Source organism: Psychrobacter proteolyticus (genome assembly GCF_038155145.1).
Taxonomy (GTDB): domain Bacteria; phylum Pseudomonadota; class Gammaproteobacteria; order Pseudomonadales; family Moraxellaceae; genus Psychrobacter; species Psychrobacter proteolyticus_B.
Map to the genome: position 1 here is coordinate 109,703 of NZ_JBAKAY010000006.1, position 22,915 is coordinate 132,617.

Here is a 22,915-nt window from a genome sequence, read left to right on the forward strand (position 1 = left end):
ATGTTCTCATCAACTAAGCTTACTTCCACCAAGACTGATGCTACCAGAACCAGCACAGCGGTAAATAATTCATCTTCAGCAGATGGTCAGTATTCAGCCGCTGCACAAGGTCATTTGGCAAAGCTTTGGGCATGGATAGCTGCCCATCCAAAATCCATAGCAGCTATTATTCTACTTATCTCGATGACCTTGTTTATGACGCTCAATGTCAATGGCTATTGGGACTTTGCACTACCATTACGCGGCAAAAAACTGTTGGCACTGATGGTGGTTGGCTATGCGATTGGCGTGTCGACGCTACTGTTTCAGACGTTGACTCACAATCCAATTCTAACGCCCTCCCTACTTGGGTTTGACTCACTCTATGTTCTGTTGCAGAGCTTACTGGTTTTCTTTTTAGGTGCGATTAGCTTTACCAGTCTCGATCCTATTGCCAAGTTCACGCTAGAGATTGTCCTGATGTTTGGGGCATCTTTATTATTGTTTAAGTTATTATTTTCTAAAAGCAGTCAGGATCTGACACGGCTAATATTGGTGGGCGTTATCTTTGGCGTGTTATTTCGCAGTTTATCAGCACTCATTGCACGGCTGATTAACCCTGATGATTTTGTGGTCGTACAGTCTGCCAGCTACGCGCAGTTCAATACGGTCAACCCTCAGCTGCTGGGTATCAGCTTATTTATCTGTGTCATCACTGCGATATTTGTATGGCGCTGGCGTTATCAGTGCGATGTGTTGATGCTCGGACAAGCACAAGCCCTCAACCTTGGTATCAACTATCAACGTCTGGCATTTGGTCTATTAACTGTCATCGCTGTACTGGTTGCCACGGCTACCGCTCTGGTCGGTCCAGTGACTTTCTTTGGTCTATTGGTTTGCGCATTGACCAATCGTATCGCTCGACATATGTATCACACCGAGCGGCTGATATTGGTCAGCTTGGTCGCTATGATTTGCTTGGTGCTGGGTCAGACTATCTTTGAGCAAGTACTAGATATGGCAGGCGTATTGTCAGTGGTGATAGAGCTAGCAGGCGGCTTAATGTTCTTAGCATTGATATTTATGTCCCAGCGCCGTTCAGTATGATTACTTAGCTGATATTGTTTATTTAACCGATGCTGTTCATCAAGAAAAACCTAAGACTTTTTTAAATAAGACTGACTATGATTAAACTGAATAATATCTCTCACCATATTGGCAAACAACAAATCTTGCATGACATTACGTTGTCCCTACCAGCGGCGCAGGTGATTGCTTTGATTGGGCCTAATGGTGCTGGGAAGTCTACGTTGTTTTCTGTCATGGCTCGCTTGCAGCCGCTACAATCTGGGCAGGTGAGCTTCGCTGTAGATAATGAGGAACGTGATATTGTCAGCTGTCAGGCGCGGACACTGGCCAAGACGGTTGCGATGCTTGGGCAAGACAATCATGTGCAAGGACGCCTACGCGTACATGAGCTACTGATGTTTGGTCGTTACCCTTATCATCAAGGACAACCAACCGCTGACGACCAACAAAAAGTACAGGAAATCCTCGAACGCTTTGAGCTTGAGCCACTTGCCGAGCGTTTCTTGTCAACGCTATCAGGTGGACAGCGTCAACGCGTGCTGATCGCTATGATTGTCTGCCAAGATACACCCTATCTATTGCTCGATGAGCCACTAAACAACCTAGATATGTATCATGCTGGTCGGCTGATGCGTGAGCTACGTCAGCTTAGTCACGGTCAGCAAAAAACTGTGGTAATCGTCCTGCATGATATCAACCAAGCGGCACAGTTTGCGGATACAGTGGTTACGATGAAAGCAGGACAAGTGACCGCTGTAGGGCGCCCTGCTAATGTTATTACTAAAGAGACGATGAAAGATTTATACAACGTCGATGTCACTGTCCTAAGTCATCAGGGTCGTCCAGTGATTGTTGATACGGTTTAAATAAAGAACTTCGCAAATAATAAAAGAAGTTATAGATGCATAGAGCGCTATTAAATAATCGATGGATAAACTACAAGAACCTATCTCTATTAATTTTAGCGATTAGCCTTTGCCTGTTTATTTATTATGCTCTAAATAAGGAGATATCAAATACCTTTTTTTGGTTAGGAATGACCTTATATGGTCTAAGATTAGTGGTTATTCCTATGGATTTTACTCAAGATATCTCTTCAGTAGATTACACAAAGAACTATGATGAAAATAATAGTTGGCATAGATGGGTCATGATAGGTGAAACGTTTGCTTTCTTCATTTTTACTGTCTCGATAGCATACACAATATTCTTGCAATTAAATTTATAACTAGGGCATACCTTTGATTCAACAGATAGCTATCTAAATAAGAATATACCCTAGAAATATCACTATATTACCTACCTTTTTGCGATGCTTTAAGTCGTTGCTGTCGACCTTTCCACCACAGATAGACGCCCGTAATGGACAACACTGTCACAGCCAAACCTACCAGTGCTAAAAATATTTGATACAGTAAGTGGCCGATGCCATGGCTAATATGACCCATATGTAAAGTCATCAACCAATTGTTGGTTTTACTGCCAAATGATGAGTTTTGGTAGCCAAAGTTCATCTGTTCAACGCTACCTGTTTTTGCATTGACCGTGATGGATGATGCACCGCCTTTTTTACCAATGTCCTTATCTGTTTTAAAGCGCAGCTGCCATTGACCCTCATCCTCAATCCAACGTATGCCTAAAAACTCCCGTACTAGCATACCCTTGCTTTGAGCAGCGATGTTTGCCTGCTCACTTAAATAAGCAATGCTATTGGCTTTGTTGACCACATCAACAGCTTCGACATCGACAGCTTCATTGTTTACAACCTCAACTCTAGCCGCTGTTTCTGTACCAGACGCCTGCTCAGCTTTTTCTGATGGTTTTCTTGAGTTCTCCTGTCTTTCCTCTCTGCCTTCAAGCCCTACGACAGCATGCATCACAGGTTGATAGACCTCTCTTAAATTAAAACCAACACTCGACCACGCGATGACAAACAGCATGATCCATAACCATAGCCCAAAGGCATGGTGTAAATCATAATTCAATTTGAACATATTACTTTTGGTACGGATTTTCCACGCTGGTAACCAACGTTTAAAAAAGGAGGCACGTTTTTTAGGCGAGGTTTGATTCTGTGCTTTTTTCTTGAGCGCTCTGGGAAATGTTAAGTAAAAGCCAATAAAGCAATTAATCGTCCACACGAGCGCGACAATCCCTAGTAGCAATTTTCCAATATCACCCAGTAATAAATCGCGATGTAACCAAAACACTTTCCACATGGTGTTGTGCCATGCCCACTCATCTCTATCACGAGTACCAATGATATTGCCAGTATAAGGATGGACATAAACTTGTTGAAACGGTGCTTTTGGTTGGTTTTGGGCTGCTTTTCCTCGCGCTCTATCTACCGAAAATACAGCCGATCTCTCTGCTGTTATCGAAGTTGGCATGCTGGAAAAAGCATATTGAGGATACGCACTGATGACCTTGTCATGAAGCTCTGCAATAGGCAGATGTGATGCGTTTTGCTTCTCAACTTGAGCCAGTTTATGGTTGAAGATATCGTCTAGCTCGTCATGAAATGCCAATAATGTGCCAGTAATACCAGTGATAATTAAAAAAGCTGCCATGGCAAGCCCAGTATAACGGTGAATCCAAAGACAGGCTTGACGAGGATTGAGTGAAATCATTAGTGTTGGTTCTTTGTCATATGTTGTTTTGGTAGGTACTTATCAGCTAGTACATCATTGCTGTTGTAGCCAATGTAAAAGCTAATAGGCAATAAAAAGCCAGCTACCATGTAAGACAGCTGACTTTATAAGTACGATTAGACTTAAGTTCGATAAGCTAGATTAGAACTGATAAGTCAAAGACGTTTTGATATTACGTCCCATGTCGAAATCAGTAGCAGCATCACTGGTTGAGCTTAATCGAGATGAGTGGTTAGCATAAGTTTCATCAAAGATATTGTATACACCTAAAGTCGCTTTAATACCTTCGATCTGAGTTGGCGTATAAGTCATAAAAATATCGTGAACATCGTAGCTTGGCTTAGTATCTTGATTATTATCTGTAATTGATGACACATAAGTACTGCGCCAACCTAGATCAACGATATCAGTTGGTGCATAATTTAAGTTTACCATGTAACGATCACCCGAGTCCGCACTACCGCCGCTGACTGATGGAATACTATCGCCTGTCTTATCACCTTCGCTACGAGCACGCGAATAACTTAGCCCCATACCAAAGTCACGAGTCGTATAATTGGCTGCTAGTTCGACCCCTTTGATTTCGTAGTCTTCATCGCTGTTAATTGTACCTTGGCAGTCTTGTAGGTTACCTTCAGAGCCACGTTCACCAGTAGTACAGTTTAGACCATATCGACCTTCTCGATTCCCTGTTCTAATAAATTGCTGATAGTTTTCAATATCAGTTACGAAATACTTACCACTCAATTGCAGAGCATCATCAGCAAGCGTTAAACCACGCAATGTCGTCGCAATACCAATTTCAGCATTAGAACCTTCTTCTGCTTTTAGATCATTATTAATATAAGTCCCTGCTCCATCATCATTAAAAACAGTTTGGCTTAAGTCTGGACCGTTAAATAACTGAGTATAGCTCGCGAATATTTGGGTGCGCGGTGCGATCTCATAACTAGCAGCTAGTGCACCTACGACATTGTCATACGTTTTTCCACCAGAGACAAACTCTGGAGACTCATAACGGTCATAACGGACGCCTGGCGTTAAGCTAAGCTTACCCATTTGCCATTGGTCTTCTAGATACACTGAAGTATTAGTTGCCTCATCACTGTTTGCCGCAGCGCCGTCACGAATCATTTCTGATTCTTTCTTATAATGTTCCACACCAGCGATTAACTTATGAACCCCTGGTACACCATTGATGATACTGCTATCGATGATACTAGTGTTTTGTACTTTACCGCCTGTAGTCTTTACTTGAGCATCAAAGTCAAAATTACCCACATTGTCAGAATCACGTAATATTTGTGTCTCTGTTTGATAGATGGTGGTATCAACATCTATCAGCTGATTTACAGGATTATAAGTATGATCGAGTGTATAAGTATCTCTGCTTATGTTTTGCGGTATTCGCTCATCGGACAGGCTAGGAAAGTCTGGGCGGAATGGAAAAATACCATCTTTTTCAGTACGACTAAAGCTTGCGCCAATGCGATGAGCATCAGCAATATTAGCACCTGCTTTCAATAGAATATTTTCGCTTTCGCTATCTTCGAAAAGCTCACGACCTTTACCATCTTCACCCGAACTAGTATCACGCTTACCATAGTAAGCAAGTAGATCAATATTATCAGTTGGGGCAGCGAATACTGTAGCTGAAGTCAATAGTTCGTCATTATTACTACCATAACCCACATTGACTTTAGCACCGATTTTTTGGTTAGGTTTAAGCAAATCTGCCGCGTCGACTGTCTCAAAAGCAACCGCACCGCCAAGAGCATCATTACCTAGCGTCACCGAGTTATTACCAACAGCGACTTCTGCTTGTTTTAGCAGATCTGGATCAATAGTGACGTCACCCATATGGTAGAACAACGCGCCTTCTTGACGTGCGCCATCAATCGTTACTTTTAGATTGGTATCATCAAGACCACGTACACGAATACGTTGGTTGACTGATGAGGTACCGCCCACGCTTACCCCTGGTACAACGTCCAGAAAATCATTCAAGTGGCTGGCTTGTGCAGCTGGGGTGTAGTCATCTATATAGACAGAGTCTTCTTGTACAGCGTCATGCACTGAGCTATTCGCTGTTACAGTGATAGTCTGTAATGTCGTGTTTGGCATATCTGCTGCCGTTGCGGCACTGGCAGCTTGCGTCCACAATACAGCGGCGACACCGATAGACAATACTGTCAATTGACTAGATAACTTTACTTCGCGCATAACACATTTACTCACTTTGTTTACTGTCAGAAATTAGAATGTTTAGAATTATTTTTAAAGGCTGTCGTCAAACAACCCTTAAAATAGTGCCTACCAGAAGATGAAATACATTAAAATACTTAACTTATCGTGCGAATAACATGATTAATGTTAATGATAATGATTTGCGTTTAAATAAAGAGAGGCATAATAACGAAGTATTAACACTTTGGCAATAATTAATGTAATAAATTCTCAATTTTAGCTTTTAAAATGCTGAGAGAGTACAAAAATGCTTTAATACTGGCCATAAAATAATCATTCAATATAATTCTAGCTATGTATTAAGGCTATATGTGGTCAGGCATAGATATTCATCACGTCTATAGCAGTCTGCTATTAACTTAGCTCATCACTTGTTTTTCTTGTACTACTGTACTAGAATACTGAAACAAGATAGTTCTCAGCGAAAAATCGCTCAACAAGCGACCTATCTATTTTCTTTGGCTAAGATTACCTATTATGACTACCGATCCTTATCAAAGCTTAGTGAAACATTTGACCAACTGTACTGATAGCGCAGATATCAAAAAGCTGCTAAGTGCCTTGCTGACCGATAAAGAACAGCATGACATTGCCAATCGTATTCGGATTTTTGATTTGCTAGATCGCGGCATCACCCAGCGTGATATCTCTGAGCAATTAGGTGTTGGTATCGCCACTGTCTCTCGCGGTGCCAAGGCCAAGCAAAGCCATGATGTCAGCGCGTTACTGGCCACTCATAGAGACCACTCTTAACTATTTTGACCATACTATCTAGCTTTTTACTGGCTACTCTCACAATTATTAATCAACACCTTATTAATCAACACTTATTTGAACCATTTCGGACTTTGTTATGACCTCTAGTACTCGCACACAGACCAAACCTGCTCCTATCGATATCCCGAGCAAACCACAACGTATCAAACTGACGCAAGATATCGATTTTTTTGCATTATTCAAACGTATCGAAAGTGCGTTTGATACCTGCTATTTGCTCGAATCATTGGGTGAAGACAGCCATATCTCGCGCCATCATGCGATCGGCTTTGACCCTGTGACGACTATCGCCGCATTAGACCGCAACACGCTTGCGATTACCGATAATAAAACTGCTGAGACAAGTTGTTATCAAACTGACAACCCTTATCAGCTACTGCGTGATATAACGCCGCAGCATGTTATTGCCCGTGATCAAAGCGGTGGTCTGGTCGGGTATTTGGGTTATGACTGCGTGAATTTCTTTGAGCCTAGCCTCAATGCAAAAGCCAGCGAAGACTTTGAACCATTTAAGTTTGGCGTGTATTTAGATGGATTGACGCTAGATAAGATGACTGGGGAGATTTTCTATTTTTATTATCCAACCGCTCAGCAGAATAATCGCATCGAACAAATCAAGGCTCTGCTTGATGAGCCAACGCCTAGTTATGAAGCGCCTAAAGTTGAATTTTTAGGTGATGGCATGAGCCAAGAAGAGCATGCCAATGTCGTCATGCAAGTAAAAGAAGACATCATTGCTGGGCGTATTTTTCAGTGCGAGGTTGGGTTTAAATCTAAATATCGTATTGCCGGTGACAAGATGCCGATTTATGAAAAGCTGCGTGCCGTCAATCCATCGCCGCATATGTATTTTATGAAATTTGCCCAGCAATGCATCATTGGTGCCTCGCCTGAGCTGCTATTCCGCTTGCGTCAAGGTGAAATGGAAACCTATCCGCTCGCAGGAACGGCTAAACGCGGCGCCGATGTGATCGAAGACCGTAAGCTTGCCCGCGCATTGCTCAACGATGACAAAGAGATTGCCGAGCACAATATGCTGGTCGACTTACATCGTAATGATATTGGCCGTGTGGCACGATTTGGTACGGTAAAAGTCCGTAGCTTGATGGATATCAAACGCTTCTCTCACGTACAGCACATTTCTTCTGAGATCGTTGGTATCCTGCATCCTAACGAAGACATGTTTAGTGCCCTTGCCAGTAACTTCCCTGCTGGTACTCTATCAGGCGCACCTAAAGTAGAAGCCATTAAAGTGATTAATGAGCTAGAGCCAGATGGTCGCGGTGCTTATGGCGGTGCATTAGGCTCGTTCAATTTCAATGGTGATTGTATCTTTGCCATTCCTATTCGCAGTCTGTTTATCAATGGCGAGTCTGCCTACGCCCAAACTTGCGGCGGTAATGTTTACGACTCAAACCCAGCTGATGAGTACTTAGAGATTCAGCGTAAACTGTCGGCGATGAAAGTCGTGTTAGACAGCTTTATGCAATCATAACGGATACCAAACGTACTGCATAAATTGACCATATTTTACCTAGCACTATTTTTACAAAAGAGTTTATGACCCATGAATGTTTTAATTATCGATAACTACGACTCGTTTACCTTCAATCTCTACCAATATGTGGGTGAGATTTTGCAAACCTTAGACAGTAATGAAAAAGCCAGCGTCATCGTTAAACGCAATAACGAAATCACCTTAGCAGATGTGCAAGCAATGAATCTTGATAGAATTATCATTTCACCTGGCCCTGGCTCCCCTGATGATCCCGCTTACTTTGGTATCTGTAGCGAGGTCATTGAGACACTGGGCAAAACTGTGCCGCTACTAGGCGTTTGCTTGGGTATGCAAGGCATTGCTCATGTGTTTGGCGGTGACGTGGTACGCGCTAGTGTGCCGATGCATGGCAAAGTCTCATCAATTCGCCATGATAATTCAGGTATCTATCAAGGTTTACCGCAAGAGCTTGAAATCATGCGCTATCACTCACTGGTGGTCAAAGCCGATACCATCCCAAGCTGTCTGACGATCACATCTGTGGTCGCTAATGATAGCCGTGCTGAATTGAGCTTTGCTGAATCAGCGCTGACAGGGGATGAGATTATGGGACTGGCGCACAAAGAGTACCCAATTCAAGGCGTACAGTTTCACCCTGAGTCGTTTGCCACTGAAGGTGCTAAGCGATTGCTGAGTAATTTCTTGCTACAGGTATAAACCTATATGTCCGTCTCCATGTCTGCCTCAAGCCTAAATAAATTCAGCTTACTCGGACGTATTGCGTTGCTTTTGATCTTAACGCTAATGACGTCTGTCAGTTCGGCTGTAGCTCCTGTACAGGCAAACTTTACCATGGGCATGGACATCCAAGGTCAACGTCTTAACCTTTATGAGAGCTGCGCAGAAGGAAGCGTTACTTGCAACAATATGCTGCTAGTCGCTCCCGATTTAGGACGGCTATTGCAGACAACACAAGAACCTAGTAAGTCGCCCTATGCTGTTAAATACTACTCTGCAGAAACCAAGCATAGCTTATGTAAAGATGGCGTGACCCCGTGTCGATTTCAGGGTTATACCTTTGAGGGCGAAGATTTTGACGGGTTTATAAATACATCAAACCATGAGATATCTATAAGAAGTAAATGGACAGTCGATACTTATAGTGCCACCTACAAAGAAAACGCGACTTATCTGCCATTAGCATCACAAGCTGCTCTGATTGATCAGATATATAACACGTCTGATAAAGCATTGAATGAAAGCTACAGAGTAACGCGAAATGAAGTCAGACGCCTGTACGGTGAAGATATGGCGGCTGATCTTAAAAAAGAGCAGATTCAGTGGATAAAACAGCGCTCAAAAAATTGCGGGGCTGATACGGATCATTTACCAAGAACCCAAGTGGAAAAAGTGTGCTTTATTCAGCGAAATGCTCTCCGAGAGCAAACATTCTTTTTATTGATTGATTAATAAAGACTATAGAAATAAAAAAGTGATGCGAACACGAATATGATACGAGCCAATTATTCTATATTGTTTAGGTTATTTATCAAACGCTAGCCATTTGAATAACTATTGATTGAATTTAGCACACGACCTAGTAGTTATTTATTATCTTTTAGTGATAGACTGAAAAGAACAAACAAAAGACAGCCTTTAATCAGGTTGTCTTTTCTTATTTCAGTATTGCTTGGAGAGATTGTATCAGTAGCAATCTTAAAAAACCTTGTGTCACTTAGAGCGTAAGAAGAAAACAGTATGGCAAACATCGACAACGGAATGACGACCCATTCGCATCAATCATGGCTAGGCACCATTCAAATCATCACGGCTGCTATTTGTTGGGGCACGTTGGGTATATTCTCGACTTACCTAAACCAAATTGGATTTAGTGGTTGGCAGGTAACGATATTACGCATTGTCACGGCGGCCTTTATCATCTTAGCCATGCTACCAAAACTGTGGCCACACCTTATCAAATTACAGCCAAAACAGTGGCTTGGACTGGCGATACAGTCGTTGATAGGTGTCCTTGGCATGTCGGTCTGCTACTTTTTTGCGGTAAGCTACGTTGGTGCTGGCCCTGCCGTTGCCTTACTCTATACCGCACCCGTATTTAGCTTATTGTTCTCAAAATTCTTACTGAGTGAGTCCATTACTCGCAAATCAGTGTTACTGGCATTGATGGCGGTGTTTGGCGTAGGCTTAACCATGTTAGGTGAACAAGCAAAAGTTAACTGGGGCATTTTACTCGGTCTATCAGCAGGGATGTGTTATTCGTTATATGGCGTATTGGGCAAGCGCGCGATGCATTATGCTCACCCTGCCCCTCTGGTGTTTTTCACTTCCATTATCATTAGTGCTGGCGTACTACTGCTCTTGCCTGAGACCTATAACACTTATGAGCAGCTAGTGAGTCTGCCCTTGATGACTTGGGGCTATGTTTTGGGATTGTCATTATTGGGAACCGTCGTGCCATTTGGGCTATATATGAAGGCATTAGAGAAACTGCCCGCCACTCGTGCATCGGTATTTACGATTTTTGAGCCATTGACTGCGATTGCGCTTGCGATGCTATTACTACATCAATCCTTGTCTTGGATTCAGTATTTGGGTGTGGCACTTATCTTACTGGCGGCTTTATTAAATGCTGTGTTAAATGGTACCGCCACTCGTGTACCTCGCTGGTTAAAACAACGACAAAAAGTATAGTTTACTGTCTACTCATTTGAGATATGTGCTATTTATTTCGATAAAAAAAGCCCCAACCATAGCATCATGATTGGGGCTTTTTTGTTTGATTACTTACGCAAAAACAAACGTTTTTACTGCTCTATACGTTGCAAAAATGCCTGCGTACGAGGATGCTTTGAGTCTTCAAACAACTGCTTAGCACTACCTTCTTCGACCACATGACCATCCTCAATCAGTACAACATGATCGGCAACGTCGCGGGCAAAGTTGATTTCGTGAGTCACTACGACCATCGTCCAACCTTCAGAGGCGAGCTGTTTCATCGTCTCAAGCACATCCTGTACCAACTCTGGATCAAGCGCAGAGGTTGGCTCATCAAACAGTAATAATGACGGCTCAATAGCGAGCGCACGGGCAATACCAATACGCTGCTGCTGACCACCAGATAACTGGAACGGATAGAGATCTGCTTTGTCCGACAGTCCAACTTTCTCAAGTAGTACCAGTGCCTGCTCACGGGCTTGCGCTTTGCTCTGCCCTTGTACCACTGTAGGCCCAAGCATCAAGTTTTCAATGGCTGTCTTATGTGGAAACAAGTTATAAGACTGAAACACCATACCTGACTTGCGCTGTAAGGCTAGTAGCGTTTTTTTGCTTGGCTTAGTCGCAAAGTCGACGCTCAAGCTATCGTCATCAAAAGCAATCACACCTTGATCAGGAATTTCTAACGCATTTAAACAACGCAAAAAGGTGGTTTTACCCGATCCTGAAGGTCCTAATATTACGACCACTTTACCTTTATTAATGGTCAAGTCGATGCCTTTTAGCACCTGATTGCCACCAAAGGCTTTATGAATATTAGTGACTTTGATCATAAAAATTCCTGTTGTGCTAGGGCGTGTCTATTGAGCCATAACTTATTTTACTACGTAGCTTATTTTGCTACATAACGATCTAGCCTAGTTTCAAGCTTGCCTTGAATAAAGGTCAAGAACAGACAAATACCCCAGTAGATAATTGCCGCTTCTGTGTAGACCAGCATAAACTCATAGTTACGAGCTGTGATAATCTGCGCTTGTTTGAATAGTTCAGTGACCAGTACCAATGAAGCAAGTGAGGTATCTTTTACCAGACTGATAAAGGTATTAGACAACGGCGGTACCGACACTCGAAGTGCCTGCGGTAAAATCACATGGCGAAAAGTCTGTAGATATGTCAAACCAACCGTCGAGCCTGCTTCCCACTGTCCTTTTGGTATCGACAAAATCGAAGCACGCACTGTCTCCGATGCATAAGCACCGATGTTCAGTGAGAACGCAATAATCGCTGAGGGAAAGGGATCGAGCTTCACCCCGACACTTGGCAGACCATAAAAAATAATAAACAGCTGAACCAACATCGGTGTACCGCGAATGGCGGACACATAGACGCGAGCGAGCCGATAGATGATTTCATGAAACCAAGTAGCACGCGGAATGATACGAATCAATGCCACTGTCAGTGCAATGGCCATACCAATCGCAAATGAGATCAACGCCAGCGGTATCGAATAATAGATACCGCCTTTGAGCATTGGCCAAAACGACGAGATGACAATCTGCGCTCGATCAGGACTCATAAATGGCAATACGGCCAATAAGTCCGCGAACCATGATGTAGACATTACAGAAGCTGACATGATAGAAACTGACATTATTTTTGTTGACTTATATCAGCACCAAAGAACTGTTCGCTAAGCTTAGTTAGCGTGCCTTCAGCCGCCAATTCAGCCATTGCTTCATCTAATTTAGCTACAACTTCATCATCACCTTTGATAAGTACTAGGCCTGAACCACGTAACTCACTAGCAGGTGCAGTCAGTTTAATCTCAAGGTCAGAATCTGGGAATTTCTTGAGATAATCCAATACCGCTAGATTGTCATTCATCGTAAAGTCAGCACGGTCTTGCTTCACCAATTGAATCGCTTGCGCCATACCATCGACAGGAACGATCTCTGCACCATAACGCTCTGCAAGCTCACCGTAGTTACTGCTAAGTGATTGCGCAGTACGTAGGCCTTTTAAACCTTCCCACGAGCTATAGCGGTTGTCATCAGTAGGTGCCAATACAACCGCACCTGACCAGCTATAAGCCATTGCTTTGTCATACTTTGCTTTACGCTCAGGCGTGGTCAAACTAACTTGGTTAGCCACCATATCAAAGCGTTTTGAATCCAAACCAGCCAGCATCGCATCCCATTGGGTTTCTTTAAACTCAACGTCTACGCCCAGTTTATCCGCGACTGCACGCGTTACTTCAACATCATAACCCGTTAGTTTGCCGCTCTCATCATGATACGTGAACGGAGGATAAGTACCCTCTGTACCGACATTGATCGTGCCGCCGTTGTTGATACGTTGTAGCAAATCAGAACCGCCTGTTGCAGCGCTGTCAGTTGCACTGGTATCGGCTTCGTTGGTAGTAGATTGACCACAAGCGGCAAGGAACATAGTGCTGGCGGCAAGGGCTAAAAGAGTACGACGTTTCATAAGACGTCCTTATAAGAGTGAATGAATAAAGTAAAAACGCATAATGCTAACAAGACACACAGCACTAATAAAATATGCGGTGCTAATAAATAGGACAAGCCGATACAGAAGAACAATATAAGCTCTTCTATGATATTCGGCTTTGGTTGCCCGATTTGAGGCTATTTGGGCTATTTTTCAATACTGTTTCTATATTATATTTTAATTTTTAACGATTGTTCAAATATTCTGGCGACTTTAATTAACGTCAATTGCTATCTCGTTAAATAACAGCTTATGGATATAGTATCTCACTTTAGACAGAAAAACGTACAAAATCAGTGAGCATACGTAAGCTATAGACAGTTCAATATAATTTCGATACAAGCAAACCGAATGCAAGTTATACATTAGTATGTTTAGCGAGGATGAAGATGTAGCGGATTTATATAGGCTTGACTATATCTGCTATAACTCGCCTGAGAACTGATAGCGATCACCCGCATGCCACATCTTTACAAAGGTAACGACTTGGCCAGCCGAATAGGTCTGCCGACGCAGCACAAGCGTTGGTGACTGCGGCGCAATTTGCAAAAACTCAGCAATCTCATCAGGGGCAGCCAATGCTCGGATGGTATAGCTACCACTCTCTAGAGGGCTTTTGGCAATCAAGTAATCACTGGTATTGACCACACTAAAATCCTGATCAATAAACTTCGGCACTTTTTTGGCATCGACCCAGCGTTCTTCAAACTGTATGGGCTGACCATCGGCAAAGTGAATGATTTTTACTTCATACAGGACAGCTTCATCACTAGCGTTTGTATGCACGCTTGCGTTAACAGGCACAGACCCTTCATCAATACCAAACTTACGACGCAATTCATTATCGAGCATAGCAGCAGTCACGGCACGCTTGCTGACTACCTTCGCTTCATAGTCGCGATTGGCCGACTTCAAATCTTGTGCAATATTGCGTACCTCAACAAACGTATGATTGAACTGCTGCTGCGCGACAAACGTGCCCGACCCTTGCCGACGCTCTAGTACCCGTTCCTCGCTCAGCTCTTTTAGCGCACGGTTGACCGTCATTCGTGACACACCAAACTCTTCAGCCAATGCCATTTCTGTCGAAATCGCGTTGCCCGCTTGCCACTTACCAGAATGAATATTGTCTAGTATGGCGTTTTTTATGCGTTGATACGCCGGAATCGTCTTTGTCATATCCGCCTTTGACCGTCAGTTTTGCTAATAGGAATGACCACATAATATCACGAGACCACCGTGCAAGCCTTAGTCAAAATGTCTGAGCGTTCAGTATTGACTAGGGCGCTTTTCAACTCACTCGATGTTATCTAAATCGGCTGAGTTAATCACAAAAATAATCAGCTCATGAAAAAAAACCTTGCATGAAAAAAGTATCTTTGATAATTTGTATATACAACTTTACAGCGGTGCTAGAAAATTTGTTTTATCGATTCGATATTTCTATGAATTTAGATGAATACTTAGTAGTAGATAAATACTTAGTAAATGAATATATAGACTGACTGTAAGACACTTACTTTGATGACTTTATCGCCCTATTCGCTATCACAAGGATATGATCATGACTACTGACAACGGAACCAACAAAGAGACTAAGCTGACTCGCCGCGATGAGTCTCGCGATATCGCTGCGCCTACTGGTAGCAAATTACATTGCAAAAGCTGGCTGACCGAAGCCCCTTATCGCATGCTGCAAAACAACCTGCATCCTGATGTGGCAGAAAACCCAAAAAGCCTGGTTGTCTACGGTGGTATTGGGCGCGCAGCCCGTAACTGGGAAAGCTATGATCAAATCTTAGAGTCATTAAAAGAGTTAGAAGATGATGAGACGTTGCTAGTACAGTCTGGTAAACCCGTCGGCGTGTTTCAAACACATGAAAATGCACCGCGCGTCTTGATTGCCAACTCTAACCTTGTACCGCGCTGGGCAACGTGGGAGCACTTTAACGAGCTGGATCGCAAAGACCTGTTTATGTACGGTCAAATGACTGCAGGTAGCTGGATTTATATCGGTACGCAAGGCATCGTCCAAGGTACGTATGAGACTTTTGTGGAAGCAGGTCGTCAGCATTATGATGGTAGCTGGGCAGGTCGTTGGATTTTGACCGCTGGTCTGGGCGGTATGGGCGGCGCGCAGCCACTAGCTGCTACCTTTGCAGGGGCAACTTCGTTAAACATCGAGTGTCAGCAGTCTAGCATCGATTTCCGCTTACGTACTGGTTATGTCGATAAGCAAGCAAATGATCTTGACCACGCTTATGAGTTAATCAAACAACATACGGACGCTGGTGAAGCCGTCTCTATCGCCCTACTTGGCAATGCCGCAGATATCTTGCCTGAGATGGTCAAGCGTGCTAATGCGGGCGGTATGAAGCCTGATTTGGTCACCGATCAAACCTCAGCGCATGATTTGATTAATGGCTATCTACCAAGCGGCTGGACAGTAGAGGAATGGAAAGCCGCCCAAGAAGATCCAGAGCAACACACAGCACTGACTAAAGCAGCCGCTCAATCTTGTGCGGTACATGTACAAGCGATTTTGGACTTGCAAGCGATGGATATTCCCGCGACCGATTACGGTAATAATATCCGTCAGGTCGCTTTTGATGAAGGGGTCAAAGATGCCTTTAATTTCCCAGGCTTTGTCCCTGCTTATATTCGTCCGCTATTTTGCCAAGGCAAAGGCCCATTCCGCTGGGTAGCGTTATCAGGTGATCCAGAAGATATCTATAAGACTGATCAAAAAATTAAAGAGCTATTCCCTGAAAACCAGCATATTCATCGTTGGTTAGATATGGCAAAAGAGCGCATTCAATTCCAAGGCTTGCCTGCTCGTATCTGTTGGTTAGGGCTTGGTGAACGTGACAAAGCAGGTTTGGCATTTAATGAAATGGTCAAAAACGGTGAGCTAAAAGGTCCTATCGTCATTGGTCGTGACCATTTGGATACGGGCTCTGTTGCCAGTCCAAACCGCGAAACCGAGAGCATGAGAGATGGCTCAGACGCCGTATCTGATTGGGCACTATTAAACGGCATGCTGAACGTGGCAGGCGGTGCGACGTGGGTATCGCTGCATCATGGCGGCGGCGTTGGCATGGGCTACTCACAGCACTCAGGTATGGTTATTGTCGCAGACGGTACAGACGCCGCAGCCAAAAGATTGTCACGCGTGTTAGTCAATGACTGCGGCTCAGGCGTCATGCGTCATGCCGATGCAGGTTATGAGCTCGCGATCAAGACAGCGAAAGACTATGGTTTAAATCTGCCAATGATTAAATAATTCGAAATCATTTTACTTTATAAAAATAAATAGCCAGATAACTATGCAACTAGGATTACCCCTATGAACAACGTCAAACAACTAACCCTACATCCTCGCCAGCTTAGCTTTGAGATGTTACGTGATATCTACGAGCAGCCTGTCATATTGACACTACCTGAGAGTGCTTATGAGGCGATAGATGCCTCGCACGAAGATGTACGTACCATCATTGCACGAGACAAAAGCGCTTATGGTATCAATACTGGTTTTGGCCTGTTAGCAAAGACGCGTATCAGTGACGACCAACTTGAGCTACTTCAGCGTAACCTAATCGTTTCTCACTCAGTGGGTACTGGTGAAGCGTTGCCAGACGGCGTGGTGCGACTGATTATGGTGATGAAAGTTGCCAGTCTGGCGCAAGGTGTCTCTGGTGTACGCCGCGAGGTAGTTGATAGTTTACTTGGCTTAATCAATAATCAAATCACGCCAAATATCCCAGCAAAAGGGTCTGTTGGTGCATCTGGTGACTTAGCCCCTTTGTCGCATATGACACTTGCGATGATGGGTGAAGGTGACGTGTTTGTCGCTGGCGAAAAAATACCAGCTGCGGACGCCCTAGCCCAGCATGGACTTGAGCCTATTACTCTTGCAGCCAAAGAAGGCCTTGCGCTCATTAATGGCACGCAAGTCTCAACCGCGCTAGCGTTACGGGGTTATTTCTTAGCGCGTGACTTGCTTGAGACTGCGACCATTGTCGGCTCACTGTCGATTGATGCGGCCAAAGGATCAGACTCACCATTTGATGCACGTATTCACGAAGTACGTGGCCATCATGGTCAAATCGAAATCGCCAAAGCACATCGTCAACTCATCAAAGGCAGTGCTATCCGTGCCTCACATGACGGTGAGCAAGACGATAGAGTGCAAGACCCTTACTGCCTACGCTGTCAGCCGCAGGTCATGGGTGCCTGCCTTGATATCATCAACCAAGCAGGAAAAACGCTACTCATCGAATCTAATGCGGTGACAGACAACCCACTTATTTTCAATAACGAAGATGGGCCAGTTGCTATATCAGGTGGTAACTTCCATGCTGAGCCAGTCGCTTTTGCCGCGGATATTTTAGCCTTGGCAATCGCTGAGATTGGCTCTATGTCTGAGCGCCGTGTCGCTTTACTAATCGATGCGACGCTATCAGGTGGCTTACCGCCATTCTTGGTTGATAATGCTGGGGTAAACTCAGGGTTTATGATTGCTCATGTGACCGCCGCCGCACTGGCTTCAGAGAACAAATCTATCGCCCATCCTGGTAGCGTCGATAGCATCCCGACTTCTGCTAACCAAGAAGATCATGTGTCTATGGCCACCTATTGCGCACGCCGCCTATACGAGATGGCGCAAAACACCGCTACCATCATCGGCATTGAGCTATTAGCTGCTGGTCAAGGGATCGATTTTCATCGTGGATTAGACACTTCAGAGCCGTTGACTGTGGCGCATCGAAAACTACGTGAGAAAGTGACTTTCTATGACAAAGATCGCTACCTCGCCCCTGATATCGAAGCAGCCAAGCAGTTGGTATTAGACGGTACGCTTGCCGAACATTGGCAGTCACTACGCAGCAATTGGTACGAGTCTAAATAAAGATCAATAAGCGGAGAGCAGCGATGACAATAGCGAGAACAACAACACCGAATACCACACGTATTAGCTATACACCTGCTGATATGAGCCAGTGGACAGGACGTGCAGAGCCATTCGAGACTGCGCGTGCCCGCTATTGGTATCAGCTTGCTCAGCCTTATGAGGCTCAATATATTGGGTTGGTTGGTTTTGCGTGTGATCAAGGCGTCAGACGCAATCAAGGCCGCGTAGGTGCTAGAGCTGCCCCGCCATTGATTCGTCGAGCTTTTGCTACGCTGCCAGTCATCGCTGAATTGCAACAACGTTTTGATGGACAATTATCAACCTTATTGGGTGATGCTGGCGACATTCATTGTGATGATAATGATGGCTTTGCCGACAGCTCTCTTGAGCAAGCTCAGCTCAAATATGCCGATGCAGTGAGTACAATCGTCAAGCAAGGTGGTCTACCCATCGGGCTTGGCGGTGGTCATGCCATTGCTTATGGTAGCTTTTTAGGATTATGGCAGGCCTTAGAAAATACAAGCGAAGCAACTATCAGCACAAACACAGCACCTACTATCGGAATTATTAATTTTGATGCCCATCTTGATATTCGTCAGTCGGATGTAGCAACTTCTGGTACACCGTTTCGCCAGATTGCCGAGCATCTTGATGCACACAATCAGCCCTTTCATTATTGCTGTATCGGCGTCAGTCGGTTCTCTAATACGGCGGCGCTTTTCGATCGTGCTGAGCAATTGGACGTACAGGTCATCAGTGATGAAGAGTGTCATTATCAGCCTTGGGATACACTTGCTGAGCGGGTCAAGAGCTTTGTAGATCAGGTCGATATCGTATATTTAACCATCGATATGGACTGCCTCCCCTCTGGTGTCGTGCCCGGTGTGAGTGCCCCAGCTGCTTACGGCATTAATCTTGGTTTTGTTGAGCGTATGGTCAAAACCATTATGGCATCAGGCAAAGTAAAAATCGCAGACATTGCTGAAATCAATCCTACCTTTGATATTGACAGTCGTAGCTGCAAAGTTGCTGCTCGCTTACTAGCGACTATTGTAGAGCAGCACTTACTTAGCGCTTAGATCTTGCCAACAAAGAGCATCGACTTCACAAAAATCAGGAGCATATTATGAATAAATCAAAGAACTCCGTATTGAAAAACTCTACAGAACAGATGCTAGACGAGTCTACTATGACATCATTTGACCACATCATTATTAACGCCAATATTGCGACCTTTTCAGCGCAGCATGGTTTTAATATTTATGAAAACGAAGATGCTGATAGCATCCCATATGGTCAGCTACACAATGCGGCCATCGGTATTAAAAACGGCAAAATCGCTTGGATTGGTACACAGGATCAAGTCACTGCTCATTTGCCTAAATATCAAGATAGCCAAATCACGGATGTAAATGGTAAATGGATAACCCCCGGGCTTATCGATTGTCATACGCACATTGTCTATGGCGGCAACCGCAGCAATGAGTTCGAAGCGCGATTGCAAGGTGTTAGTTATCAAGACATTGCTGCACAAGGTGGTGGTATTGTTGCGACTGTCAGTGCTACCCGCGCTGCCAGTATTGAATCGCTATTTGCACAAAGCGAAAAACGTTTACTCGCACTTATGAAAGAAGGCGTCACCAGTATCGAAATCAAGTCTGGTTATGGCTTAGACTTAGACACTGAGCGCAAAATGCTCACGGTCGCTCGTCAACTGGGAGAAAAATACGACATTCATGTGAGCACCACTTATCTAGCAGCTCATGCCTTGCCACCTGAGTATAAAAATCATGCAGATGACTATATTGAGCAAGTTTGCGAGTGGCTGCCAATTCTGCATTCAGAAGGTTTGGTTGATGCAGTCGACGGTTTCTGTGAAAATATCGCTTTTAGTACTGAGCAAATCAGACGAGTGTTTGAAGTAGCTCGCTCATTAAATCTACCAGTCAAACTGCACTCTGAGCAGCTGTCTGATATAGGCGGTAGTGCTTTAGTTGCTGAATATAAAGGGCTATCGAGCGACCATCTAGAGCACTTGTCAGAAGAAGACATCAAAAAAATGGCGGCTAGCAATACCGTTGCCGTGATATTGCCAGGGGCATTTTATACGCTACGTGACACTAAGTTGCCGCCGATTGAGGCTTTGCGCAAACACCAAGTTCCTATAGCTATTTCAACCGACTGTAATCCTGGCACTTCACCATTGACGTCGCTTTTATTGACGATGAATATGGGCTGTACGCTATTTTACCTCACGCCTGAAGAAGTATTAGCAGGCTCGACCGTCTATGCAGCACAGGCGTTAGGGCTACCTAATAAAGGAAAAATCGAAGTAGGCTGTGATGCTGATTTAGCACTGTGGGATATCGCCCGTCCTGCTGACTTGGCCTACCAGATGGGGCTAAATCCCATTCAAGGCATCATGGTTCAAGGTAAGTGGCGCGACACAATATAATCAATCTATCTCTATTTATCACAATTAAAAAAGCCCCAATCATTGAGTGATTGGGGCTTTTTTAATAACAATATGCAAGTTTTATGAAATTGAAGAAAAAAATATCAATAACCTCACTTTAAATAGGGATTTACTATATCAATATTATTAGTAAGGATTTATAATACCCTTTTTTAAACAGGGTTATTTTTGGCTAACTATAGTTCATAAATAAAAATTAACAAACAGTACAGAGAAAGCGATATGCGTACAGATTCATTTCAGCAGATATTGGAAGACTTAAACAGTTCATCAGCAGATGTTGAAGCATCTGCCCTAATCTCTAACGATGGTCTTATGATTGCTTCAGCTCTACCAACCGGCGTGGATGAAGATCGCGTGGGTGCTATGTCAGCAGCATTATTATCATTGGGTGATCGTGCAGGACGCGAGTTGGCACGCGGTGGTATTGATCGCATCATGATTCAAGGCGAAAAAGGCTATGTGATCATGACCTCATCAGGCGATGAAGCGGTACTTACCATCATGGCAAAACCCAACGCCAAGCTTGGCTTGATATTCCTAGATATTAAGCGTGCTTCAGAAGCGTTGGCAAAGCTCATTTGATTGGCGACTGCTTATCGAATTTATTAGCTTTTTAATTACTATAAACATAGTTGGTTCAATATAATTTGGATACAAGAAAGCCGAGTGAAAGTACTACAAGTAGTAGGCTAAGCAAGGCTGACACCGTATCCAATTTATAGAGGATTGACGATATAACGATCAACGAAGGAGATGACCATGGGTTCTCCAATCCCCGATGCACACAAACCCGATATGCCTGCTGAGCAAATCACGATGACTTATCATGATGGCACCTCACGAACTGTCTATGATACTGGTATAGAACGCCCCTACCCAGACGGTAAGCTAATTGTCTCGCGTACCAATCTCGACGGTATCATCACTCACGTCAACGATGCCTTCGTCGAAATCAGTGGCTATCATGTAGATGAATTGATTGGCCAACAGCACTATATTTTGCGGCATCCTGATATGCCAAAAGCCGCCTATAAAGACTTATGGAATACTGCCAAGTCTGGACAAAAATGGCATGGCTATGTCAAAAATTTATGCAAAGACGGAAGTCATTATTGGGTCTATGCCACTGTGGTGCCTAACGTGCGTCGCGGCGAAACCGTCGGTTACACCTCGGTACGACGCAAACCATCACGCAGCAAAATTGAAGCGGCGATGACTCAATATGCCCAAATGAAACAAGATGAGGAAGGCTAAGTCATGACGACACACAATATGTTAATCGCCCCTGATTTCTCGCCTGATCGCTTTGCAGGCTGGCACATGTTCAACACCTTGATTCAAAAACGTGCCAACTTAAACATGCATCTCAATATCCCTGCCTCTCACGCTGAGCAAGAGCAGGTCATTGATGCTGGTGACATTCAAGTCATTTACGCCAACCCTTTTGATGCAGCCACTCTCATCCGCGAGCAAGGCTATCGAGCCATTGCCCGACCTATCGGTAAATCTGACGAGATGATCATTGCAGCCTCTGCCAATAGTACTATCAGCCGTTTGGAAGACATTCAAGCAGGGGCTACTGTCGCGATGGCCGACAACCGAGATGTCAAACTGATTGGTTTGCGCTTGCTAGAAGCCGTCGATATAGAAGCCTCTGATCTCAACTGGGATGTGACCGAGACCTATCAAGCGGCTGCCCGAAAAGTCATTAAAGGTGAAGCCCAAGTCGCATTTTTCTTGGCAGAGATATTTCATAGCTTTTCACGTTTGACCAAGACTCAGCTATCAGTACTTATCGAAAGTGACTTGGCTGATATCAGTCATGTACTCCTTGTTAAAGAAGACTTTCCCGATGCGCAAATCTTCCTAGAAGCCATCCTCAATTTGCACAACGATGCAGATGGTAAAGAAGCCTTGGCTGAGCTCGGCATGCCTCAAGGATTTGAGCCAATGAGCGAAGAAGATGCCGAGTTTATGATTGATTTGATGCAAACGTTATTGGATTAGTCGCTCAACCATTGTATTGATATCAAGCG

The 22,915-nt window shown here is 44.1% G+C and carries 20 protein-coding genes; 14 read left to right on the forward strand and 6 right to left on the reverse strand.

Going from position 1 to position 22,915, the window contains the following annotated elements; all coding sequences use genetic code 11:
• Complete coding sequence (locus V6252_RS09095) at window positions 1-1,086, forward strand: iron chelate uptake ABC transporter family permease subunit (RefSeq protein ID WP_341610163.1); 1,086 nt, start codon at window positions 1-3, stop codon at window positions 1,084-1,086.
• A 77-nt stretch (window positions 1,087-1,163) separates the two neighbouring features.
• A complete protein-coding gene (locus V6252_RS09100; RefSeq protein ID WP_341610164.1) occupies window positions 1,164-1,934 on the forward strand; it encodes an ABC transporter ATP-binding protein in 771 nt (256 codons plus the stop codon).
• Window positions 1,935-2,363: 429 nt separating this feature from the next.
• Here the strand turns inward: V6252_RS09100 and V6252_RS09105 are convergent, their stop codons facing one another.
• Together V6252_RS09105 and V6252_RS09110 are read right to left on the reverse strand one after the other, a co-directional pair.
• Window positions 2,364-3,698, reverse strand: a complete 1,335-nt coding sequence (locus tag V6252_RS09105) for a PepSY-associated TM helix domain-containing protein (RefSeq protein WP_341610165.1) — start codon at window positions 3,696-3,698, stop codon at window positions 2,364-2,366.
• Between the two features lie 162 nt (window positions 3,699-3,860).
• Window positions 3,861-5,942: a TonB-dependent receptor domain-containing protein gene (locus tag V6252_RS09110; protein WP_341610166.1), complete on the reverse strand. Its 2,082-nt coding sequence runs from the start codon at window positions 5,940-5,942 to the stop codon at window positions 3,861-3,863.
• 501 nt (window positions 5,943-6,443) lie between these two features.
• Between V6252_RS09110 and V6252_RS09115 the strand changes: the two genes are divergently transcribed.
• The 5 genes from V6252_RS09115 to V6252_RS09135 all read left to right on the forward strand — a co-directional run bounded on the left by V6252_RS09115 (window position 6,444) and on the right by V6252_RS09135 (window position 10,953).
• On the forward strand, window positions 6,444-6,719 hold the full coding sequence (locus V6252_RS09115; protein ID WP_341610167.1) for a Trp family transcriptional regulator: 276 nt from the start codon (window positions 6,444-6,446) through the stop codon (window positions 6,717-6,719).
• Window positions 6,720-6,819: 100 nt separating this feature from the next.
• Window positions 6,820-8,238, forward strand: a complete 1,419-nt coding sequence (locus V6252_RS09120) for an anthranilate synthase component I family protein (protein WP_341610168.1) — start codon at window positions 6,820-6,822, stop codon at window positions 8,236-8,238.
• Between the two features lie 72 nt (window positions 8,239-8,310).
• Window positions 8,311-8,958, forward strand: coding sequence for an aminodeoxychorismate/anthranilate synthase component II (locus V6252_RS09125; RefSeq protein WP_341610169.1), 648 nt, complete (start codon window positions 8,311-8,313; stop codon window positions 8,956-8,958).
• 6 nt (window positions 8,959-8,964) lie between these two features.
• A complete protein-coding gene (locus V6252_RS09130; protein WP_341610170.1) occupies window positions 8,965-9,711 on the forward strand; it encodes a lysozyme inhibitor LprI family protein in 747 nt (248 codons plus the stop codon).
• 288 nt (window positions 9,712-9,999) lie between these two features.
• The gene (locus tag V6252_RS09135) at window positions 10,000-10,953 is read left to right on the forward strand and encodes a DMT family transporter (protein WP_341610171.1); all 954 of its coding nucleotides are present in this window, start codon (window positions 10,000-10,002) and stop codon (window positions 10,951-10,953) included.
• A gap of 113 nt (window positions 10,954-11,066) precedes the next feature.
• Here the strand turns inward: V6252_RS09135 and V6252_RS09140 are convergent, their stop codons facing one another.
• The 4 genes from V6252_RS09140 to V6252_RS09155 form a co-directional block, all read right to left on the reverse strand.
• Window positions 11,067-11,810, reverse strand: coding sequence for an amino acid ABC transporter ATP-binding protein (locus tag V6252_RS09140; protein WP_057761251.1), 744 nt, complete (start codon window positions 11,808-11,810; stop codon window positions 11,067-11,069).
• 59 nt (window positions 11,811-11,869) lie between these two features.
• A complete protein-coding gene (locus V6252_RS09145; RefSeq protein ID WP_057762590.1) occupies window positions 11,870-12,613 on the reverse strand; it encodes an amino acid ABC transporter permease in 744 nt (247 codons plus the stop codon).
• 14 nt (window positions 12,614-12,627) lie between these two features.
• Window positions 12,628-13,464 (reverse strand): amino acid ABC transporter substrate-binding protein, encoded by an 837-nt coding sequence (locus tag V6252_RS09150; RefSeq protein ID WP_057761253.1) that lies wholly within the window; start codon window positions 13,462-13,464, stop codon window positions 12,628-12,630.
• A gap of 447 nt (window positions 13,465-13,911) precedes the next feature.
• Window positions 13,912-14,667 carry a UTRA domain-containing protein gene (locus V6252_RS09155; RefSeq protein ID WP_341610172.1) on the reverse strand — a complete coding sequence of 252 codons (756 nt, stop codon included), beginning with the start codon at window positions 14,665-14,667 and terminating at the stop codon, window positions 13,912-13,914.
• Between the two features lie 385 nt (window positions 14,668-15,052).
• On the opposite strand from V6252_RS09155, the gene hutU reads away from it, so the two are divergent.
• From hutU to V6252_RS09190, 7 genes are all read left to right on the forward strand, one after another.
• Complete coding sequence (gene hutU / locus V6252_RS09160) at window positions 15,053-16,771, forward strand: urocanate hydratase (RefSeq protein ID WP_341610173.1); 1,719 nt, start codon at window positions 15,053-15,055, stop codon at window positions 16,769-16,771.
• Window positions 16,772-16,834: 63 nt separating this feature from the next.
• On the forward strand, window positions 16,835-18,397 hold the full coding sequence (gene hutH, locus V6252_RS09165) for a histidine ammonia-lyase (RefSeq protein ID WP_341610174.1): 1,563 nt from the start codon (window positions 16,835-16,837) through the stop codon (window positions 18,395-18,397).
• A gap of 23 nt (window positions 18,398-18,420) precedes the next feature.
• The gene (gene hutG / locus V6252_RS09170) at window positions 18,421-19,479 is read left to right on the forward strand and encodes a formimidoylglutamase (RefSeq protein ID WP_341610175.1); all 1,059 of its coding nucleotides are present in this window, start codon (window positions 18,421-18,423) and stop codon (window positions 19,477-19,479) included.
• Between the two features lie 92 nt (window positions 19,480-19,571).
• Entirely contained in the window at window positions 19,572-20,855 is a 1,284-nt protein-coding gene (gene hutI, locus V6252_RS09175) for an imidazolonepropionase (protein WP_341610275.1), read from the forward strand.
• Between the two features lie 243 nt (window positions 20,856-21,098).
• Window positions 21,099-21,461, forward strand: a complete 363-nt coding sequence (locus tag V6252_RS09180; protein ID WP_179797756.1) for a roadblock/LC7 domain-containing protein — start codon at window positions 21,099-21,101, stop codon at window positions 21,459-21,461.
• A gap of 177 nt (window positions 21,462-21,638) precedes the next feature.
• Window positions 21,639-22,133, forward strand: a complete 495-nt coding sequence (locus tag V6252_RS09185) for a PAS domain-containing protein (protein ID WP_341610176.1) — start codon at window positions 21,639-21,641, stop codon at window positions 22,131-22,133.
• A 3-nt stretch (window positions 22,134-22,136) separates the two neighbouring features.
• A complete protein-coding gene (locus V6252_RS09190; RefSeq protein WP_341610177.1) occupies window positions 22,137-22,886 on the forward strand; it encodes a PhnD/SsuA/transferrin family substrate-binding protein in 750 nt (249 codons plus the stop codon).
• Window positions 22,887-22,915 lie beyond the last annotated feature (29 nt).

Excerpts from the sequence above, each read along its gene's own strand:
- V6252_RS09095 (WP_341610163.1), top strand. The coding sequence starts at position 1 with ATGTTCTCATCAACTAAGCTTACTTCCACCAAGACTGATGCTACCAGA.
- V6252_RS09100 (WP_341610164.1), top strand. The coding sequence starts at position 1,164 with ATGATTAAACTGAATAATATCTCTCACCATATTGGCAAACAACAAATC.
- V6252_RS09105 (WP_341610165.1), bottom strand. The coding sequence starts at position 3,698 with ATGATTTCACTCAATCCTCGTCAAGCCTGTCTTTGGATTCACCGTTAT.
- V6252_RS09110 (WP_341610166.1), bottom strand. The coding sequence starts at position 5,942 with ATGCGCGAAGTAAAGTTATCTAGTCAATTGACAGTATTGTCTATCGGT.
- V6252_RS09115 (WP_341610167.1), top strand. The coding sequence starts at position 6,444 with ATGACTACCGATCCTTATCAAAGCTTAGTGAAACATTTGACCAACTGT.
- V6252_RS09120 (WP_341610168.1), top strand. The coding sequence starts at position 6,820 with ATGACCTCTAGTACTCGCACACAGACCAAACCTGCTCCTATCGATATC.
- V6252_RS09125 (WP_341610169.1), top strand. The coding sequence starts at position 8,311 with ATGAATGTTTTAATTATCGATAACTACGACTCGTTTACCTTCAATCTC.
- V6252_RS09130 (WP_341610170.1), top strand. The coding sequence starts at position 8,965 with ATGTCCGTCTCCATGTCTGCCTCAAGCCTAAATAAATTCAGCTTACTC.
- V6252_RS09135 (WP_341610171.1), top strand. The coding sequence starts at position 10,000 with ATGGCAAACATCGACAACGGAATGACGACCCATTCGCATCAATCATGG.
- V6252_RS09140 (WP_057761251.1), bottom strand. The coding sequence starts at position 11,810 with ATGATCAAAGTCACTAATATTCATAAAGCCTTTGGTGGCAATCAGGTG.
- V6252_RS09145 (WP_057762590.1), bottom strand. The coding sequence starts at position 12,613 with ATGTCAGCTTCTGTAATGTCTACATCATGGTTCGCGGACTTATTGGCC.
- V6252_RS09150 (WP_057761253.1), bottom strand. The coding sequence starts at position 13,464 with ATGAAACGTCGTACTCTTTTAGCCCTTGCCGCCAGCACTATGTTCCTT.
- V6252_RS09155 (WP_341610172.1), bottom strand. The coding sequence starts at position 14,667 with ATGACAAAGACGATTCCGGCGTATCAACGCATAAAAAACGCCATACTA.
- hutU (WP_341610173.1), top strand. The coding sequence starts at position 15,053 with ATGACTACTGACAACGGAACCAACAAAGAGACTAAGCTGACTCGCCGC.
- hutH (WP_341610174.1), top strand. The coding sequence starts at position 16,835 with ATGAACAACGTCAAACAACTAACCCTACATCCTCGCCAGCTTAGCTTT.
- hutG (WP_341610175.1), top strand. The coding sequence starts at position 18,421 with ATGACAATAGCGAGAACAACAACACCGAATACCACACGTATTAGCTAT.
- hutI (WP_341610275.1), top strand. The coding sequence starts at position 19,572 with ATGCTAGACGAGTCTACTATGACATCATTTGACCACATCATTATTAAC.
- V6252_RS09180 (WP_179797756.1), top strand. The coding sequence starts at position 21,099 with ATGCGTACAGATTCATTTCAGCAGATATTGGAAGACTTAAACAGTTCA.
- V6252_RS09185 (WP_341610176.1), top strand. The coding sequence starts at position 21,639 with ATGGGTTCTCCAATCCCCGATGCACACAAACCCGATATGCCTGCTGAG.
- V6252_RS09190 (WP_341610177.1), top strand. The coding sequence starts at position 22,137 with ATGACGACACACAATATGTTAATCGCCCCTGATTTCTCGCCTGATCGC.